Source organism: Hymenobacter latericoloratus (assembly GCF_014199535.1).
Lineage (GTDB): Bacteria > Bacteroidota > Bacteroidia > Cytophagales > Hymenobacteraceae > Hymenobacter > Hymenobacter latericoloratus.
The window spans coordinates 556452-574198 of the sequence record NZ_JACHNV010000003.1 but is presented as its reverse complement, the minus strand read 5'-3'; the positions used below and the strand labels follow the sequence as shown (position 1 = coordinate 574198).

Here is a 17747-nt window from a genome sequence, read left to right as displayed (position 1 = left end):
TACCTAGCTAGAAGCCCGATTTGCGGGCTATTTCAGCGGCTTGCTCCGGTCGTTTTTGTGCTTGCCCGTTTCCTGCTTGTGCACCTTGATTTTTTCGCCAATGGCGGGGTTTTGCTTTTTGAATAAGGGCTGGCCCCGGTACTTGACGCCGCTGTGCAGGTGCACCTTGCGGGTATGACAGGAAACAATGGGACAAGTGCGGCAGGAAGCCACCGCTACCAGCACCAGCAAGGGCGCCAGGCAGCGGGAAACAGAGGGTAAAAAGGCCATGGGGTAAAGATAGGAATTACAGCTCCGCCACATCCTGGCCTTCCCACTCGCGCAGGAACTGGGCCAGAAACTGCTCCATATACGCGTGGCGCTGCTCGGCTACCCGGCGGGCGGCGGGCGTGTTCAGCCGCTCCCGCAGGTGCAGCAGCTTCTCGTAGAAGTGGTTGATGGTGGGCGCCGTATTCTGCTTGTAGCTCGCGAAGCTCTCGTGCTGCACCGGCGGCACCGAGGGGTCGTGCAGGGGCCGGTTTTTGTGGCCGCCGTAGGCAAAGGCCCGCGCTACCCCAATGGCCCCGATGGCATCGAGGCGGTCGGCGTCCTGCACCAACTCCCCTTCCAGGCTGCTCATGGGGGTAGCCACCCCCAGGCCCTTAAAGCTGATTTCCCGGATAATGGCCTCTACCTGCCCAATAACGGCTTCCGGCGTCTGCTGGCTTTCCAGCCACTGGCGGGCGGCGCGGGGGCCAGCCTCCTCGTCCCCATCGTGGAACTTCCAATCGGCCACGTCATGGAGCAGGGCGCCCAGCTCCGTCACGAGCAGATTGGCCTGGGGGGTTTGGCGGGCCAGGGCGCGGGCCACCTGCCACACCCGCCGGATGTGCTCCCAGTCGTGGCCGGAGCCTTCGTGCAGGAATTTGGCGCGGATAAAGTCGGCGGTATGCTGAATAAGCTCCTCGGGGGCAGTTGGCATAGAAAACAAGCGGGAAAGATGAGCCGGCAAAAGTACGCCGGATTGGCCTTTGCCCGCCACCCGCACGGCCCCTGCCCCCCCCCCTTCCGCGCCTAAAACCTGACCGGCGCGCGGGCCCGGAGCCGGCGCCCGGTATATTTGCCCCAAACGCACGGTTACACCATCTCACCAACGCGGGTCGCTTCAGAAAAGCGAAAACCCCGGCTGTTGGCGCAGCCGGGGTTTCAAGAAGCAGGTGGGCAAACACCTAACTTCTGACTCCAATGAAGAAGGTACGTGTGAAAGCGGAACAAACCGAGCAGCTTGGTTTGGCCCGCGTCCTGCTGGAGCTGGGCAAAGCAGCTCTGGGAGGACTTGTTCGCGCGGTGGTTTCCTTTATGCTGGAACGCCACTGATAGAACACGGTAACGGGGTAGGCTTACGGGCTTATCCCGTTATTTGTTTCCGGCAGGAGCCGTTCGCGCGCTGCCTTCACCGCCGAACAGCGGGTCAACAAATATAGGCTGGTTTTTCGCATAACTGCAACTACCCGGCCGGCCCGGCCAAGCTCCCCAACTCCCCGATAGGTCTGTTGAACGATCTGTAGTATCCAAAGGCGCACTGGCGGCCGCTTTATTTTTATTTCCAGCGGTCCGCAAGCGGTTAACCAACTCATAAATTAACTTTCTTCAAAGAATAGTTTGGCACGCTCAGACAGATAACCAGAATATTCCGCAGCTAGCAAAAAAATATTTTACAGGCTGGTAAATCCAAGTGAATAAAAGGAGGCGTACATGCGGTTAACTATATTTTCCTCCTCACCCTTTCCTTTTCATGTCATGAAAAAGCACCTGCTTTCGTTTGCCTGCGCCGCCCTGCTGGGTACCATTTCCATGACTTCGGCCGTGGCCCAGGCCAAACTCACCCCGGGTACCGTAGCCGTAGGCGGCGAGGCCATGTACCCCAACAAGACCATTGTTGAAAACGCCGTTAACTCCAAAGACCATACGACGCTGGTAGCGGCCGTGAAAGCCGCCGGGCTGGCAGAAACGCTGCAGGGCAAAGGCCCTTTTACGGTGTTTGCGCCCACCAACGCTGCGTTCAACGCCCTGCCGGCCGGTACCGTGGAAACCCTGGTGAAGCCGGAGAATAAGACCACGCTTACCAAAATCCTGACCTACCACGTGGTAGCTGGCAACCTGACGGCCGACAAGATTATGGCCGCTATTAAATCGGGTACAGGTACGGCCACGCTCAAGACGGTAAGCGGCGGCACGCTGAAGGCCATGATGAACGGCCCGAAAAACATTGTGCTCCAGGACGAAAAAGGAAATATCAGCACGATTTCTACCTACGATGTAACGCAGAGCAACGGCGTGATTCACGTAATTGATAAGGTTCTGATGCCCTAACCCGGCCGTCTTATTATTTACAAAAATAAAATACCGTCACCTCATTAATAGATTTAATGGGGTGACGGTATTTTATTTTTATCATGAATATTATTTCAAAATAAAAACGATAATTATGCTGACCTTTCCCTGCTGAAGCGGTTATGCTTCTCGTACCCCCTTTGCTGCTATTCTATGCCTCATTTCACCGCTTCTGATCTGGCCGAGCTGGAAAAGGTTTTTCGGCTCAATCTGATCAACGCCATTACCGGGTTCAAATCCGCCAATCTGCTGGGCACGGCCAATGCGGCGGGGCAGCCCAATCTGGCTATCATCAGCTCGGTGGTGCACCTGGGCTCCAATCCGGCTCTGCTGGGCCTGGTGATGCGCCCACCCAGCGTGCCGCGCCACTCCTACGACAACATCCGCGCTACCCGCTACTACACGCTTAACCACGTGCACGCCGGCATAGTGCGGGAGGCCCACTATACCTCAGCCAACTTTGAAGCAGAGGTATCGGAGTTTGCCGCCTGCGGCCTGACACCGGAGTTTCGGGACGACTTTCCTACCCCCTACGTGCAGGAAAGCCGCCTGCAGATTGGCTTGGAGCTGGTGCAGGAAGTGCCCATTGAAGCCAACGGCACCGTGCTGCTCATCGGGCGGGTGCTGCACCTGTACCTGCCCGAGGCTGCCCTGCGCCCCGATGGGTCTCTGGATCTGCCCGCGGCCGGCACCGTGGCCCTGAGCGGGCTCGACACGTACTACACGGCCACTCCGGTAGCGCGCTACGGCTACGCCCGCCCCGGCCAGCCCGTGCCGGAGCTTCCCCTTTCTCTCAAAACCGACCCGCTATAGCGGGCCGGCCGGGATATATAGCCGAAAGGTGGTACCCGCCTCGGGCTGGCTTTCCACCTCAATGCGCCCGCCTTGCCCCTGCACCAGCCGGTTTACCAGAAATAGCCCTACCCCGGTTCCCTCGCCGGCCTGGTGATGAAAGCGCCTAAACAGCTTGAACAGCTCCGGACCGTGGCGCTCCAGGTCTATGCCCAGGCCGTTATCCGCTACCTCCAGTACTACCTGCCCCGCGGCCGCCCAGCTGCGCAGGCTCACGTGCGGCAGGCGGGCCGGGTGCCGGTACTTCAGGGCATTTGCAATCAGGTTAAGCAGAATGGTGCGCAGGTTAGCCCGCACAAATACCACCCGGGGCAAGGCGGTGTATTCCGTCCGGATGGTGGCCTGCGTTTCCAGCAGCTGGGGGCGCAGGGTATGGAGCACATCCGCCGTCAGGCCGGCCAGATCCACCGGCTCGGTCAGCCCCCCGCCGGGCGGGCGCTCCTCCTGCACCACGGCTGTCAGGCCGTTAATGGTGGTGGACAGGTCGCGCAACGATTCCTCCACCAGACGCAGCACGTAGGCCTCCTCGGGGTCGTGGAAAGTAGCCGAGCGCCGCAGCTCCTGAAAAAGTCCCTGCAGGTTGTTGACGGGCTGCCGCAGGTCGTGGGAGGCGGCGTACACGAAGTTATCGAGGTCGGCGTTGGTGCGGGCCAGCTCCTGGTTGGCCGCATCCAGGGCCCGGTTGCGGGCCTGCACCTCCTCGTTGGCGCGCTGCAGCTGTTGGTTAAACTCCTGCACCTGCCGGCGCGTTTCGGTGAGCTCCCGCAGCGAATCGCGCAGTTGCTGATTGACGACCTCCAGCTGGGTGTGGTGCTGGCTGATGCGCTGGCGCCATTCATTTTTTTCGATGGCGTGCACCACGGTTTTGCCCAACAGCTCCTGATCAAAGTGCTGCTTCACGAGGTAATCCAGGGCCCCGTTGTTGAGGGCGCGCACGGCCAGCTGCTCGCTACCGCCGCCCGTAATCATCACCACGCACAACGTGTTGGGCGGGGCCAGCCGCTGCAGGGCCAGCAGCAGGCTCAGGCCATCGGTATCGGGCAGGTTATAGTCCAGCAGAATGCAATCGGGCTGCCGGGCCTGAAAGGCGGTCAGACCTTCTTCTCCGGAAGCCGCTTCGTACACCTGGAACGGCTCCTGCCCCAGGTGTTTGCGCAGATAACGCTTGTAGAGCATACGGTCCTGCTCATTGTCATCTATCAGCAAAATCTTCTTTGCTCCACTCATGCCTGGCTCATCGGGGGTAATTCCGACGCTTTCAGCCAGTAGCTTACCAGCACCTGCATTTTTTCCTCCAGCGAAGCGTACTCAATCGGTTTGGTGAGGTAGCTGTTGGCCCCCAAGCGGTAGCACTCCTCCACGTCGTGGCTGCTGGAGGAGGTGCTGAAAATGATAACCGGAATCGACTGCAGCCGCGGGTCCTGCTTGAGAATGCCCAGCACCGTGCGCCCATCCGTACCGGGCAGGTTCAGGTCCAGCAGCACAAAGGCGGGCAGCGTTGGGGGCCAGCCGGGGTGCTTGCCGTAGCCCTGCAGATACTCCAGGGCCTGGTCGCCGTCTTCGCAGCGCAACAGCGGATTGGGCAGCGCCTGCTTACGGAATACCCGCCCCAGCGCCGTAAAATCCTCCACGCTGTCTTCCACCACCAGAATGGGCTTAAGAAATGAGGTAATCACTTTTATAAATGCTTTGAGAGAGAAAAGTAAAAGGTAGCTCCACGACCTGGTACGGATTCTACCCACATTTCGCCATCGTGGCGCTCCACCATTTTACGGGCAATGGCCAGACCGGCGCCAGTACCGCCCCCGTATTTATCCTGCGCATGCAGGCGCTTAAAGATTCGAAAAATGGTGTGATGGTGCTTGGGGTCAATGCCAATGCCATTATCGCGCACATACAACACGTGATAGTCCTCAGGGTTCCCGGTACCGCGGGGCCCCAGCGTGCCGGCCGGAGCCAGCCCAATAGTCACGCGGCCCTCGGGCGAGTCGTGGTAGCGCATGGCGTTGGTCAGCAGGTTAGCCAGCACCTCCTGCACCCTGATTCGGTCGCAGCGCAGCGTCGGCAGCGGGCCCCGCACGCTGACAGTGGTATGCAATTCCTCCAGGCGGGGCTGCAGCAGCTCCAGCACTTCCGTGGCCACCTCACCCAAGTCGGTTTCGGCTATAACCAGTTCCTGCCGCCCTACCCGCGAGAGCTGCAGCAGCGACTCAATCAGGGATTCCATGCGCTGGCTGAGACGCACCAGGGTTTGGAGCTTGTTGACCCCGTCGGCGTCCAGCTGGTCGGCGTAGTCTTCCAGCAGAAAGATAGAGTAGTTGTGAATCCCGCGCAGGGGCTCCTTCAGGTCATGGGAGGCCACGTAGGCAAAAGAATCCAACTCGTTGTTGCTGCGCTCCAGCTCCGCATTCAGGCGGCTGAGGATAGCGGCCCGGGCCTGCAGCTCATTCACTATTTTCAGGCGCAGATCCGAGAGGTGAAGGCGGATTTCCCCGGCGGCGGCCACTTCCAGAGGGCGCCAGGGGGCGGAGGTATTGTCCACCGTCTGCTTCCAGGCCTCAAATGACTGGCGCGGCGAGAGGTACAGCTGCCCATCCTGCAGCACCTGCGCCTTCTGGGTTTTGCCGGCCCAGGTCACGGTTTGCACCTGCTCCGGCCGAAACCAGATGATGTAGTCGCCGGGCTCATGGGCCAGGGCAATAGCCAGCAGCCCACTGGCCGTAGCGCGCAGCTCCAGCCCGGCAGGGTTGTGCTGCACGTAGGAATCCGTGCTGAATACATCGCCCCGCACGTTTTCCCGCAGCCACTGAAGCAGGGCCTGAATCTGGTCAGTGGTGGGGGTGGTGCCCAGCGTGATGATGTCGCCCTCAAAACAGATGGCGGCCCCGCCGCAGTCGATGACATCCTGCACCGTGGGCGTGTGCCGGTAGAGGCCTTCCATGAAGTTGGCGTGCCGGCTTACCTGCTCAAACAGCCGGGCCTGCGTTTCGCGGATGTGCAGCTGGTAAGCGTAATCGTCGTGCTGCTGCTTGGTCGCCAGCAGGGCCGAGAACGTTTTGCCGACAAACAAGCACAGCTCGCGCAGCTCGTAGCTGATCAGGCGGGGGGTGAGGTGGTGGCAGGTCATGAGTCCCCAGAGGCGGCCCTCCTGAATCACGGAAATAGTCATGGTGGCGGCCACGCCCATGTTGCGCAGATACTCCAGATGCACGGGCGATACGCTGCGCAGCACCGCGTGGGTCATGTCGGGCGGGCGGGCGGCCGTGGGGTGGAGCACGGGCACGAGCGGAGCCGGCTGGTAGGCTACATCCGGAATAAATCGCAGCCAGTTCTTGAGGTACAGCGCCCGGGCCTGCGGCGGAATGTCGGTGGCGGGGTAGTGCAGGCCCAGGTAGGGCTCCAGGTCTTCCCGTTTGGCTTCCGCCACCACTTCCCCGCTGGCATCCTCGGCAAAGCGGTACATAAGCACCCGGTCGAAGCCGGTAAGGGCGCGTACCTCGTCCACGGCCCGCTGGCAGAACTCCCGCACGGAGGTAGCGGTCAGCATCTGGCTTAGGGTAACGTTCAGGGCCGGCAGATCCAGCACGCTGGTCGCGGTTTCAGTTACGGGTTCAAATTCCAGCCACAGCAGCTGATCGTAGCGGTGTAGAATAAGCTTGTAGAAAGGCTGATCCGGCACCCGGTCAAGGCGCACGCCCAGCAGCCGGGCAGCCTCCGTGAGGGTAGCAAACTGCCCCCGGACCTGGGCTACCTGCTCCGGGTTCAGCAAGAGCTCCAGCCCTTCACCGAGCAGCTGCCGGGCCGGCAGGCCCAGCAGCTGCTCGGTGTTCTGACTGGCATGCACGATGCGGTGGGTGTCCTCCGCCAGGCACAGCAGAAACCCGTAGGGCTGCACCGAGCCGGGAATGTGAATGGGCTCCCGGTCGCAGTTGGTCAAGGTGACGGGTGCGTTGAGCAGGGGCTCATCAGAGTTAATTACGGTTGCTCGATCCACGCGTGTAGCTTTTGAAACGTAACAATAGCCGACTGCACCACTTGGTCCTGGTCGGCTGGGTGGAGGGCGGCGGCACTCAGCAGCCCGCAGAAGCTTTTCCACCGGGCCCCGGTCTGCTCGGCGTACCCGGTAAAGTACGTGCGGGCGGTAATGCCGGCCCGGGCCAACTGCCGGGTAATTATCTGCCCGCCCAGCGTGGAGCCCTCCACCACGTACAGAGCCCCCAGCAGCTGCGCCCGGGTGCGCAGGGGGGGCATGTCGGGGCACTGGGGCAAGCCGGCGGCCTGCGCCAGGTCCTGCTCAATCAGATGGGCCCGGCAGCGGGCCGCTACCTCCCATTCGGCCGGAAACGCATGCGCCCGCAGCGCGGCCTCATAGGGTCGCAGAAAGCCGTATAACCGGGAGAGAAAATGCGTCGTGACGTCGGAGGTGATGGTGCCCGCCATCAGCGCGCGGTTGAACGCGCTCTGCTCCAGGGCAGCGTGGTAGGGCTGGGTTTCCTGACGCAGGCGGTGCAGAACGGAAGCAGGGGCGGAAACGGGCAGCATACGGGCAGAACAAGTAAAGTAGCCAGACCACGAAGTACGCTAATCCCGGCCACATGCGCGCCCGGGGCACCGGCGGCTCTTCGCCACACGCCCCCTCACCGCTATCATCCGAGACGTACGGCCCCCAGTTTTTCCAGCTCCTCCCAAACCCGGTGCACGGGCAACCCCATCACGTTAAAGTAAGAGCCCTCCAGGCGGGTTACGGCCACCATCCCGATCCAATCCTGGGCCCCGTAGGCGCCGGCCTTGTCCAGGGGGGAGTAGGTGGCCACGTAATGCTCGATTTCTGCCCGCGAAAGGGAGCGGAAGTGCACCCGGGTCTGGTCGGAAAACACCACCCGGCGGCCGTCGCCGCAGAGCAGGCACACGCCCGTATACACGTCGTGGGCGCGGCCCTGCAGGCGCTGGAGCATTTGCACGGCCTCGGCCGCGTCGGCGGGTTTGTTGAGCACGTCGTGGTCGAGACACACGATGGTGTCGGCCGTGATAACCAGCTCATCCGGGGCCAGATCAGGCGCGTAAGCGGCGGCTTTGTGGGCGGCCAGATACTCGGCTACCTCCGCCCGAACCAGGTGGGGCGGAAAGTTTTCCTCGACTTCCCGCAGCCGCACCTCGTAGCTCAGGCCCAGCTCCCGGAGCAGTTGGCGGCGGCGGGGCGAGTTGGAAGCCAGCACCAGCCGGAGCCGGGGCGCCAGCGGGGCGGCCGTTACATCAGGAGCGGAAGGCAGCATAAAAGGGCGAAGTCGTTTCCTCGTCGCGGATGCTGCTGAACAGAAATCCGCCGATGGTTTTGGGATAGAAAAAGGTGGACTTAGGCGGCATCACCGCCCCCGAATGGCAAACGCGCTCCACTTCCGCCATGCTCACCTCATTGGTGATGAGGGCGGCCCGCGCCTCGCCCCGGTCTACCCGGCTCAGGCACTCGGAAAAGCTGCGCACGTAGGCTACCCCGGTCCATTGGCGCTGGGCCTCGGGGCCGACGATGCCCAGGGCTTTTTCCAGCACGAAGTAATGCAGCACCGTCAGATCCAGGGCTTTTACTTCGGGGGTAGTGGCCCAGTCCAGGTGGGGGTGTACCTCCGGCCGCAGGCGCAGCTTGTAACTCTGCCCCTGGCCCAGGTACAGGCCAAAGGCCCACGGCTTGCCCGCAATACGCTCGGGCAGGTCGTAGGGGTCATCGAGGGGCAGCAGGGTGAAGTAGGGCGTCAGGCGGGTTAGCAGCTGCTCCGTCGTCAGGCCCCCGGGTAGCTCCAGCAGCAGCCGGTGGGTAGGCAGAATGCGTAAGTCGTCGGCGGCGGCGTTGGTTAGGTACATCAGGTGAAAGTTCCAGGCTTCCGCACCGGTGTACGCCGCGCCGGCCGCCGCCCGCCGGGCCCGCCGGTAGGCCAGGGAGCCCTCGTAGCGGTGGTGCCCGTCGGCCAGAATCACCTCCCGCCCGGCCAGCACCTGCTGAAACCGCCGGATCACGCGCGCGTCCTGAATTACGGCCAGCACATCGCGGGCTCCCTGGTAGTCTTCCTCCGTCTGATACAGCGGGTTCCGGATGGCCTCGTCCAGGTAGGCTTCCAGCTCGAAGTCCTCGTCGCGGTAGAGGCCGTGGGTCGCACTGGTCTGGAACTGGGTGCAGGCCAACAGCTCGGCCCGGTCGTTAACGGCCACGGGCAGGGTGTTTTCGTGACGCAGCACCACGTTTTCCTCCCACTCCGTGGCCCGGATGTGGCACATAAACCCCTTCCGACAGTACTCGCGGGGGCTGCCCGGCAGCCGGAAATACTGATAGTAGGCGTAGATGCCCGGCAGCTCATCCTGCACCAGCACGCCCTGCTGCTGCCATTGCAGCAGGCGCTGGCGCGCTGCCTCGGCCGGGTGCTCGCCCCGTGGCACCGATAAATGAATGCTGTTGAGCGGGTTACGGTACAAGGCCTCCCGCTGCTTCGGCGATACCACGTCGAAGAGGGGCGAAACATACTCGTCAATCTGCTGGCTGAGCGTGGGATGGTAGCGCCAGCCCCGGACGGGTTGAATATCAGGCAACGGAGTAAGTGATGAGGTAGTGAAGAAATAAAGAGGATGAGGTAGCCACCAAGGACGGCGCGGCCGGCTTGGGCAGGGCCGCTTCCCTACCCCGCCCGCTGCCTTCCTGCACCTGAGGCCACAGCCGCGGCCGCCGCCTCAGGGTGCCAGCCGGCTCAGGCGCCAGTCCTGGAGGCCCACCCGCTCGTACACAATCCGGTCGTGGAGGCGGGAGGGGCGCCCCTGCCAGAACTCCACGCGCTGGGGCCGCAGCAGGTAGCCGCCCCAGTGGGGAGGGCGCGGCAGCGGCTCCTGACCGGCAAAGCGCCGCTCGACTTCCTGCTCACGCTGCTCCAGCTCCTCGCGGCTCCGAATCGGCTGGCTCTGGGGCGAGGCCCAGGCGCCGACCTGGCTACCCCGCGGCCGGCTCTGGAAGTATTCCGTCGAAACAGACTCCGGCGCCTTTTCCACCCGCCCTTCTACGCGCACCTGGCGCTCCAGGCCCGGCCAGAAAAACGTCATGGCCGCCAGGGGCGAGCTGGCTAGTTCCTGTCCCTTGCGCGAATCGTAGTTGGTAAAAAACAGAAACCCTTCGTCGTTGGGCAGGCCTTTAAGCAACACAACCCGGGCCGCCGGCTGCCCGGCCTCGTTTACGGTGGCCAGGGTCAGGGCCGTGGGCTCCTCCAGTTGGGCCGCAATAGCCTCGTCGAGCCAGACCCGGAACTGTTCCACGGCATGGGGCCGCACGTCTGCTTCGGTGAGGGTGCGTTGGGAATACGTCTGGCGCAGGGCGGCCAGTTGCGAGTCAGTCATGGAAATAAGAAGTAGGACCGGAATACGAACAGCAGGGCCAACACGCAGCACCACTACTGCCTAAAACAACTAATTCGGGCGCAAGGTAGCATAATAGGCCCGGGGGCCGGAACCTCTGCCCCCCTGCTTCGCGTACTTTCTGCTACGGGGCCAGCAGCTTCGCGCCCACCCCCAGGCCTGGAACATCCTTTCTTTTCTTCCCGCCCTGGCCTTCCTTCACTAAATTGTTGTCCCCATGCCGCGTCTTCGTCCGGGTAGTTTGTTAATCTCCCAGCCGTATCTGGGCGACCCCAATTTTGAGCGCACCGTGGTGCTGTTGTGCAGTCACTCCGAGGACGAGGGCTCCTTTGGGCTGGTGCTGAACCGGCCCGCTACCCTGCAGCTCGGCGACGTGCTGGAGCTGCCCGGGGGCAGCGTCCTGCCGGCCGCGCGCATACCGCTCGGCATTGGGGGCCCCGTCCAGCCCGATACACTGCACTATCTGCACCAGCAGCCCGGTTTGCCCCAGGCCGAAAGCCTGGGCCAGGAGGTGTACTGGGGTGGCGAGTTTGCTCCCCTGCTCGACCATCTGCTGGCCGGTACTATCCGGCCCGACACCGTGCGCCTGTACATGGGCTACTCGGGCTGGACGGCCGGGCAGCTGGCCGAGGAAGTGCGGGAAAATGTCTGGATTGTGCATCCCAATGCTGCCGGGAAAGTATTTACTTTGGACACGGATGCCTTCTGGCGGTCCATTTTGCGCGAAAAAGGCGGCCGCTACCGCGTTTTGTCCAACTACCCCACCGACCCCCGCCTTAATTAAGCGCCCACTCCCCCTTTTCCGGGGTTCTTCTGCTGACTTTTATGCTACCCGAACAAGACGCCCCTACCCCTACTGATTCCGGCAACGAAGCGGAATCGCCCCAGAGCATTCTGGACCGCCGGCTAGCCGAAATCCGCAGCCGGCAGGCTCCGGCCGCGGCCAGTGCTGAGCCTGGTACGCCAGCTACCGCTCCGGCTTCCATCCCCGCCGCAACGGATGCCGAAAGCCCGGAAGCGGCGGCAACGGCCGAGTCAGCCGCTCACGTTCCTGCCCAAGCCGCCGCGGCGGCCGCGCCCATCCACTCGGCCGGCGAAGCCCGCGCTGTTGCTCACTACGGCGCGCCTACCCCCCCGGCGCCGGTGGCCTCTACCCCTGACCCAACCTCCCCGCCCCTGCAGGAGGCCGCTCCGCCCACGCCTGCTGAAGCCGAACCACCCCACGTAACTCCAGTGGTAGAAGTTTCTGCCACCCAAAGCGTGGAAGCTGCCCTGGAGGCAGCGCCTACGGTAGGCTCACTGCCTACTTCTTCCGACGCGGCGGCTTCAACGGACGAGGACGAAGAATACGTGCCCGAACCGGGCGCCCCCGATTTTGCTACTCTCTCCCTGCCGGAGCAGGCCGCTCACCTGCTTTCCCTGCTTCAGCGCCCCGATGCCCGCCAGAACCGGAAGCAGATTTTTGAGTTGCACCGCCTCTACGACACGGCCCTGCAAGCCGAGCGCACGGCGGCCCGGCAACGCTTTACGGCCGAGGGTGGCCCGGCCGAAGAATTCAGCTACGCCGGGCCCGCCGGCCAGGCTGAGCTAGCCAAAGCGCTCCAGGAATTCCGGGATAACCGCGCCCGCGACGCCAAAGCAGAGGATGAGCAGCGCACCAAAAACCTGGCCCATAAACAGCAGCTGCTCACCCAGCTCCGGCAGTTAGTGGAATCGGCCGAAACCAAGGACAGTTCCGCCCGCATTAAGGCCCTGCAAAACGACTGGAAAGCCACCGGTCCGGTGCCTCAAAAAGAGGCCCAGGAGTTGTGGAACAGCTACCATGCCCTGCTGGATATTTACTACAACAACCGCGGCCTGTTCTTTGAAATGAAAGAGCTGGACCGGCGGCGCAACCTGGAAGCCAAGGAAGCTCTCATTGCCCGGGCCGAGGCCCTGCAGCAACAACCCAGCATCAACAAGGCGCTGCAGGAGCTGCGGCAGCTGCACGAGGAGTGGAAGCACATCGGCCCCGTCCCGAATGAGCAGCGCGAAACGCTCTGGCAGCGCTTTCTGCAGGCCTCCGAGCAGGTGCATGACCGCAAGAAGGAATTTCTCACGGCGCGTCAAACCCAGGAGAATACCAATCTGGAGCGCAAAACGGCCCTGCTCGACCAGCTTCGGCCCTACGCCGAGTTCCAGACGGAACGGGTGAATGAGTGGCGCACCAAAACCGATGAGCTGCAGAAGCTGAAGGAAGCCTGGGATGCGGCCGGCCTGGTGCCGCGCGACAAGGCCGAGGCCATGAACAAGCAGTTCTGGGGGGCGTACAAAGGATTCTTTCAGCGTAAGAATCAATTTTTCAAGGCCCTCGACGAGGAAAAAAACGCTAACCTGAAGCGTAAGCTGGACCTGTGCGAACAGGCCGAGGCCGCCCTGCAGAATCCGAACTGGGAAGAAACCCGGGAAACCGTTATCCGGCTGCAGAAGGAGTGGAAACTCATTGGGCGGGTTCCGGAAAAGCAGTCCGACAAAGTGTGGAACCGCTTCCGCACGGCCTGCGACGCGTTCTTCGACCGCAAGAAAGAGGAAAGCCGCCAGCGGGAGCACCAAGCCCAGCAGCTTGGTCAGGAGCAGGCCCAGCACCTGAGTCAGATAGCCGAGGTAGTTGCGGCCCTCTCCCCCGACCAGCCCGGCACCGTGGAGGGCTTTCAGGAGCTAGTGCAGGCGTGGCGTGCTTTTGATGGAGCCGCCCGCCACGCCGACCGCGCCGAGGAAAAATTCCAGAGCCTGATGGCAAAATACCTGGACAAGGTGCCGGGCCTGCCAGCCTCTGAGCGGCAGGATCTGCTGCTGGCTCTGCAGGTAGAGCGCCTCAAAGCGGGCCCCGACGCCCAGCAGCACTTGTATAAGAAAGAACAGGCCCTGCGGCGGGAAATCAACGAGCTGGAAAACGATATTTCCACTCTGAAGACCAACCTGGAGTTTTTTGCCCGCTCTAAAAATGCTAATCAGCTGCGCGAAGAGTATCAGGGCCGCATCACTGAAGCGCAGGCGCAAATAGATGGCTTGAAAAAACAGCTGCGCCTTATCCGAAGCTAACCCCCTGCTTGGCGCTACCACCGCAGAAAACGCCTTTGGTCTTGTGCCGAAGGCGTTTTTTATTTTTCGGCAGCTCAGGCACTTACTTCCATTCGCGTAGAATTTCTAGCTAAACCTTTTGCTCCTTTCCGTTCAACTACTACTTTTGTCCCACCTTAACGCCTCCTTAGCTCAGCTGGTAGAGCAACTGACTTGTAATCAGTAGGTCGCTGGTTCGATCCCGGCAGGGGGCTCATCTTTACCATACCGGAATGCCCGGAAACTTGCTTCTCGCGCTGCGAAAGCCGGTTTCCGGGTTTTTTGCGTTTGGGGGCATCGGTACTCCTGGGCGCGAATCTTCCACTTCGGGGCGTGAACCACGCTACCCTATACGCTACCCAGTATGGTTACCCAATTCGTGCTGCGCAAGCAGAAGCAAAACAAGGCCGGAGAATGCCCGGTGCAAATGGTCGTGTATTTTGATGGAGCGCGGCTGGCCTGCTCTACGGGCGAGAAGTGCAAGCCAGCCGATTGGAACGAGGACCGGCAACAATTCCGCCGCTCCTACCCACTGGCCGAAGAGGCAAATGACCTACTGAAGCTGATGGCGGGCAACGTGCTGAAATGGTGGCGCGGGGTGCGGGCCGCGGGCGAGGTGCCCACGGTAGCCGGGCTCAAAGCCGCGCTGCGGCCGGCGGCAGTAGAGCAGCCTGCTCCAGAACTGCTGGTGGTGGAGGAGCTGCGGCGGTTTCGGGAGGTGATGCGCGGGCGCGGGCTGATGTGGAATACCCTGCGCCACTACCTGGTGACGAGTAACTGGCTGCGGGACTTTGAGGCGTGGGCCGGCCGGCAGCTGACGGTGAGCGGCTACGACCTGGCCACGCATGACGCCCTGCTGGCCTACCTGCGCACCGAACGGGAGCTAAGCCCGAACTCCCTGTACACCGTGGGCAAGGACCTGCGGCGGCTGTTCGGCTACCTGCGGGATGAGCGGGGGCAGCGGCTGCAAGTGGAGCCGCGGCGGCTGCGGGTGGCCTACGAGGAAACGGACAAGGTATTTCTCTCGGCTCAGGAGCTGGAACGGCTGCGGGTGGCCGTGCTGCCGACGACGCTGGCGCCCGTGCGGGACGTGTTTTTGTTCTGCTGCTACACGGGCCTGCGCTACTCGGACGTGCTGCAGCTGCACGGGGGCAATGTGGAGGCGCTGCCCGATGGCTCGGGGCGGGTGCTGCGGCTGACCCAGACCAAAACCCGCACGAAAGTCAGCGTGTACCTGACCGCGGCGGCCGCGGCGCTGCTGGAGCGGTACGCGGGTCCGGAGCGGGCTGGGGCCGGGGCGCGGCTGCTGCCGGTGTATCAGAACCAGGTGATGAATCGGTACCTGAAGCGGATTGCACTGCTGGCGGGCCTGGAGCGGGCGGTGGAACAGGTGGACGTAATGGGTGGGCAGGTGCGCAAGCGAGCGGCGGCCCTGCGCGAGCTGGTAACCATGCACACGGCCCGGCACACCTTCGCCACACAAAGCCTGCTCCGTGGGATGCCGGTGGAGGTGCTGCAGCGCATTATGGGCCACGCCAACATTAAGACCACGCTGGTGTACGCCAAGATTATGGAGGACTTCCAGCACCAGACCATGCGGCGCATCTGGGACGGTCAGGGGGCTACCTCGGATAACGCGGGGGCCCTGGATAGCCAAATCTGCGCCGTGGAGCCCGCGGCGGCCTGAACACCTCCCTCGGCTTCACCTATGCGGCCCGCCCACTTGGCGGGCCGTTTTTGTACGTGGCGGTGTCGTCGGGCAGAACAGGAAAAACAGAGGGAGGGGCAAGGAGCCAAGCATAGGGCACTATCCGGGACCTTTAAGGAGGCCAGAATTTCATTTCACTGTACATTTTGTCTATTTTAGTGCAAATTTATCTATACTTGCGTCCATGAAAGCCCTGTTTTTCACACTTCTATGTACGTCAGCAACTTCCTGGTCCGTGAGACAGGTAGTACGGGCCTCGGTGCTGGCGAAGCCGCCGGCCCCGAGGCTAACACCCGCGGCCGCTCGCCGAGGTTCAGGTCCGGAGTATGGGAGTGTGCAGCGGGTACTGGACGGGGACACCTACGAGGTGCTGCTGCCGGCCGGGCTGGTTCGGGTTCGGCTGCGCGGGGTGGACGCGCCGGAGCTGAGTCAGCCCTTCGGCCGGCAAGCGGCCGACTCGGTGGCGCGGCTGCTGCGGGGCCGGTTGCTGGAGGCGGATCGGGGGGCGCCCGATTCCTACGGGCGGCCCCTGACGGGGCTGCGGGTGGGCGTGCTGATGGCCGGGGGCAGTCGGCGGTGGCTGCGGGTAGACAGCCTGCTGGTGGCACGGGGCTGGGCCTGGGCCTACGAGCCCGGCCAGCCTACGCCGCGCTGGGCGGTGCTGCAGCAAGTGGCCCGGCACACGTACCGGGGCCTGTGGCAGTGCGGTACGGCTTTGGCAGTCCGGCCGGGGGTGTGGCGGGCCTACAACAAGCAAGAAAAAGCGCGGGCCTGGGTTGGCTGCCCTAGGCGTCTGCGCGAATAGTCAGCCAACATTTTCTCTTTCTCTCATCTCATTTCCCTTCCATTATGGCACGCATTTACAGCCCGCTGGGCAACATTACGGGTAGCCTGGGCAACCTCACTTTCTCGGGCGGGGCTTCCGGCAACCAGATTCGGCAGAAAATTGCCAGCAACAACAGTAATACGCCCGCGCAGCAGAACACGCGCAGTCGCTTTAAGCTGCTGGCCGACTTGTTCCGCAAGTTCGCGGGTGCGGCCCAAATGGGCCTGCTTTCGCAGGGGGGCAAATCGGCCTACAACCGCTTCGTGCAGCTGAACTTCATCAACACCACGGCCGACGCTATGCATGTAGCCAGCATCGATTACTCGAAGTTGGTGCTGTCGGGAGGCTCGGTGGAGCCGCTGGCCGGCGTGGGCGCCGTACTGGACGCCCAGGGCGGCAAGGTAACGGTGAGCTTCGCCGACAACACCAATAGCAACACGGCCCTGGAAACGGACGTTGTGAAGGCCGTGGTGGTGAACAAAGCTACGGGCCGCGTGGTGGCTGCCTCGGACGAGGACGTTACCCGTGGTGATGGTAGCATCGTTATGGAAGATGACTCGCTGGCGGGTGTCCAGGCCGCTAACCTGATGGCTTTTGCCTTCGCCCATCGGGCGGACGGTTCGGATGCTTCGTCCACGTCGCAGGCGCAAGTAGCCTACTAGCAGGCAGACAGACCGCCCCGACTGGCTCACTGGTCGGGGCAGTTTTGTGTTTAGGCCAGAAGGGGCGGCTGGGAGAAGACTAGGAGGAAGCTAGGAGAAGCCTACCAGAAGCCGTTGGCACCCAGCCTGCCGCTTGGATTGTATTTTTTCAACTCGACTTACCACAACTATGGCAACGAGAACTGCCTATCAGAAACAAGCCGACAAGCGCACGAAGGATGCGCTGAAACTGCGGGCCCGCTTTGACGCCCGCGTGCGAAAATATGCCACGGCTCTCGTGGCTGCGCTGGCCGGGGCCGAGGACGCCCGTATCCGCATCAACCGGCTCAATACGCTGTATGGCGTGGACATCAGCACGGAAACGCTGTTGGTGCATGAGGTGCGGGTAGCGAACCTGGGTGGACAGCTCAGCGGGCTGATGGCCGAAAGCACCCCAGGCGCAGAACCTCAGCTGTTCAACCCCACACCCAACGGGAACGGCGGGGCCATACTGGCGCCGGAAGCGGTGTTCGGGGAGAAGCCGGCGGATGGTGCCCCCGGCGGTGGCGGCAGCGTGGAAGCGCTTTATGATACGGCACTGAACGGGCCGAACGGGGAAGGTGCGGGCGTAACGCTGGCGGCCTCAGCCGGGGACGTGCTGCGCTTCAACGCCCTGCCTGATGGAGGTTCGGCACCAGCTACCATGGACGTGTTCGTGGGTGGTCAGCAGGTGGCTTCGGTGGCCTGCCTGGACCGCTATACCGGCAAGCTATTCAGCTTCACGACGGGCGGAGTAACTCATACGGGCAGCTTCGCGGCCGTGGTGAACTTTGCAGCTGTGCAGATGTAAGCAGGGCCGCCT

The 17747-nt window shown here is 62.7% G+C and carries 18 protein-coding genes and 1 tRNA gene; 10 read left to right on the top strand and 9 right to left on the bottom strand.

Features of this window, described 5'->3' with window-relative positions:
- Window positions 1-27 precede the first annotated feature (27 nt).
- The gene (locus GGU46_RS12960; RefSeq protein ID WP_139921932.1) at window positions 28-270 is read right to left on the bottom strand and encodes a hypothetical protein; all 243 of its coding nucleotides are present in this window, start codon (window positions 268-270) and stop codon (window positions 28-30) included.
- Between the two features lie 16 nt (window positions 271-286).
- Window positions 287-961, bottom strand: a complete 675-nt coding sequence (locus tag GGU46_RS12955; RefSeq protein WP_183403949.1) for an HD domain-containing protein — start codon at window positions 959-961, stop codon at window positions 287-289.
- Between the two features lie 263 nt (window positions 962-1224).
- Between GGU46_RS12955 and GGU46_RS22325 the strand changes: the two genes are divergently transcribed.
- From GGU46_RS22325 to GGU46_RS12945, 3 genes are all read left to right on the top strand, one after another.
- Complete coding sequence (locus tag GGU46_RS22325; protein WP_262890944.1) at window positions 1225-1356, top strand: hypothetical protein; 132 nt, start codon at window positions 1225-1227, stop codon at window positions 1354-1356.
- Between the two features lie 423 nt (window positions 1357-1779).
- Window positions 1780-2352, top strand: coding sequence for a fasciclin domain-containing protein (locus GGU46_RS12950; protein WP_183403948.1), 573 nt, complete (start codon window positions 1780-1782; stop codon window positions 2350-2352).
- Window positions 2353-2526: 174 nt separating this feature from the next.
- Window positions 2527-3186, top strand: a complete 660-nt coding sequence (locus tag GGU46_RS12945) for a flavin reductase family protein (protein WP_183403947.1) — start codon at window positions 2527-2529, stop codon at window positions 3184-3186.
- Here GGU46_RS12945 and GGU46_RS12940 read toward each other — a convergent pair.
- From GGU46_RS12940 to pdxH, 7 genes are all read right to left on the bottom strand, one after another.
- The gene (locus tag GGU46_RS12940) at window positions 3181-4452 is read right to left on the bottom strand and encodes an ATP-binding response regulator (RefSeq protein WP_183403946.1); all 1272 of its coding nucleotides are present in this window, start codon (window positions 4450-4452) and stop codon (window positions 3181-3183) included. The genes GGU46_RS12945 and GGU46_RS12940 overlap by 6 nt on opposite strands.
- Window positions 4449-4901, bottom strand: a complete 453-nt coding sequence (locus GGU46_RS12935; RefSeq protein ID WP_183403945.1) for a response regulator — start codon at window positions 4899-4901, stop codon at window positions 4449-4451. Before GGU46_RS12935 ends, GGU46_RS12940 begins: the two co-directional genes overlap by 4 nt.
- A 2-nt stretch (window positions 4902-4903) precedes the next feature.
- Entirely contained in the window at window positions 4904-7219 is a 2316-nt protein-coding gene (locus tag GGU46_RS12930) for an ATP-binding protein (protein ID WP_183403944.1), read from the bottom strand.
- Window positions 7201-7767: a biliverdin-producing heme oxygenase gene (locus GGU46_RS12925; protein WP_183403943.1), complete on the bottom strand. Its 567-nt coding sequence runs from the start codon at window positions 7765-7767 to the stop codon at window positions 7201-7203. Before GGU46_RS12925 ends, GGU46_RS12930 begins: the two co-directional genes overlap by 19 nt.
- Window positions 7768-7871: 104 nt before the next feature.
- Window positions 7872-8498: a Maf family nucleotide pyrophosphatase gene (locus GGU46_RS12920; RefSeq protein WP_183403942.1), complete on the bottom strand. Its 627-nt coding sequence runs from the start codon at window positions 8496-8498 to the stop codon at window positions 7872-7874.
- On the bottom strand, window positions 8479-9801 hold the full coding sequence (locus GGU46_RS12915; protein ID WP_183403941.1) for a DUF1015 domain-containing protein: 1323 nt from the start codon (window positions 9799-9801) through the stop codon (window positions 8479-8481). The genes GGU46_RS12920 and GGU46_RS12915 overlap by 20 nt, the downstream gene beginning before the upstream one ends.
- Before the next feature lie 138 nt (window positions 9802-9939).
- Entirely contained in the window at window positions 9940-10593 is a 654-nt protein-coding gene (gene pdxH, locus GGU46_RS12910; protein ID WP_183403940.1) for a pyridoxamine 5'-phosphate oxidase, read from the bottom strand.
- Window positions 10594-10852: 259 nt separating this feature from the next.
- Here pdxH and GGU46_RS12905 point away from each other — a divergent pair, with 259 nt between their 5' ends.
- The 7 genes from GGU46_RS12905 (at window position 10853) to GGU46_RS12875 (ending at window position 17735) form a co-directional block, all read left to right on the top strand.
- A complete protein-coding gene (locus tag GGU46_RS12905; RefSeq protein ID WP_246417669.1) occupies window positions 10853-11395 on the top strand; it encodes a YqgE/AlgH family protein in 543 nt (180 codons plus the stop codon).
- Between the two features lie 41 nt (window positions 11396-11436).
- Window positions 11437-13692 (top strand): DUF349 domain-containing protein, encoded by a 2256-nt coding sequence (locus GGU46_RS12900; RefSeq protein WP_183403938.1) that lies wholly within the window; start codon window positions 11437-11439, stop codon window positions 13690-13692.
- 160 nt (window positions 13693-13852) lie between these two features.
- Window positions 13853-13925, top strand: a tRNA-Thr gene (locus GGU46_RS12895).
- A gap of 149 nt (window positions 13926-14074) precedes the next feature.
- Window positions 14075-15397 carry a tyrosine-type recombinase/integrase gene (locus GGU46_RS12890; RefSeq protein ID WP_183403937.1) on the top strand — a complete coding sequence of 441 codons (1323 nt, stop codon included), beginning with the start codon at window positions 14075-14077 and terminating at the stop codon, window positions 15395-15397.
- 256 nt (window positions 15398-15653) lie between these two features.
- Window positions 15654-16223 (top strand): thermonuclease family protein, encoded by a 570-nt coding sequence (locus GGU46_RS12885; protein ID WP_317171914.1) that lies wholly within the window; start codon window positions 15654-15656, stop codon window positions 16221-16223.
- A gap of 44 nt (window positions 16224-16267) precedes the next feature.
- On the top strand, window positions 16268-16906 hold the full coding sequence (locus GGU46_RS12880; protein ID WP_183403935.1) for a DUF6266 family protein: 639 nt from the start codon (window positions 16268-16270) through the stop codon (window positions 16904-16906).
- Between the two features lie 169 nt (window positions 16907-17075).
- Window positions 17076-17735 carry a hypothetical protein gene (locus tag GGU46_RS12875; RefSeq protein ID WP_183403934.1) on the top strand — a complete coding sequence of 220 codons (660 nt, stop codon included), beginning with the start codon at window positions 17076-17078 and terminating at the stop codon, window positions 17733-17735.
- Window positions 17736-17747: the final 12 nt, after the last annotated feature.

Excerpts from the sequence above, each read along its gene's own strand:
- GGU46_RS12960 (WP_139921932.1), bottom strand. The coding sequence starts at position 270 with ATGGCCTTTTTACCCTCTGTTTCCCGCTGCCTGGCGCCCTTGCTGGTG.
- GGU46_RS12955 (WP_183403949.1), bottom strand. The coding sequence starts at position 961 with ATGCCAACTGCCCCCGAGGAGCTTATTCAGCATACCGCCGACTTTATC.
- GGU46_RS22325 (WP_262890944.1), top strand. The coding sequence starts at position 1,225 with ATGAAGAAGGTACGTGTGAAAGCGGAACAAACCGAGCAGCTTGGTTTG.
- GGU46_RS12950 (WP_183403948.1), top strand. The coding sequence starts at position 1,780 with ATGAAAAAGCACCTGCTTTCGTTTGCCTGCGCCGCCCTGCTGGGTACC.
- GGU46_RS12945 (WP_183403947.1), top strand. The coding sequence starts at position 2,527 with ATGCCTCATTTCACCGCTTCTGATCTGGCCGAGCTGGAAAAGGTTTTT.
- GGU46_RS12940 (WP_183403946.1), bottom strand. The coding sequence starts at position 4,452 with ATGAGTGGAGCAAAGAAGATTTTGCTGATAGATGACAATGAGCAGGAC.
- GGU46_RS12925 (WP_183403943.1), bottom strand. The coding sequence starts at position 7,767 with ATGCTGCCCGTTTCCGCCCCTGCTTCCGTTCTGCACCGCCTGCGTCAG.
- GGU46_RS12920 (WP_183403942.1), bottom strand. The coding sequence starts at position 8,498 with ATGCTGCCTTCCGCTCCTGATGTAACGGCCGCCCCGCTGGCGCCCCGG.
- pdxH (WP_183403940.1), bottom strand. The coding sequence starts at position 10,593 with ATGACTGACTCGCAACTGGCCGCCCTGCGCCAGACGTATTCCCAACGC.
- GGU46_RS12900 (WP_183403938.1), top strand. The coding sequence starts at position 11,437 with ATGCTACCCGAACAAGACGCCCCTACCCCTACTGATTCCGGCAACGAA.
- GGU46_RS12890 (WP_183403937.1), top strand. The coding sequence starts at position 14,075 with ATGGTTACCCAATTCGTGCTGCGCAAGCAGAAGCAAAACAAGGCCGGA.
- GGU46_RS12880 (WP_183403935.1), top strand. The coding sequence starts at position 16,268 with ATGGCACGCATTTACAGCCCGCTGGGCAACATTACGGGTAGCCTGGGC.
- GGU46_RS12875 (WP_183403934.1), top strand. The coding sequence starts at position 17,076 with ATGGCAACGAGAACTGCCTATCAGAAACAAGCCGACAAGCGCACGAAG.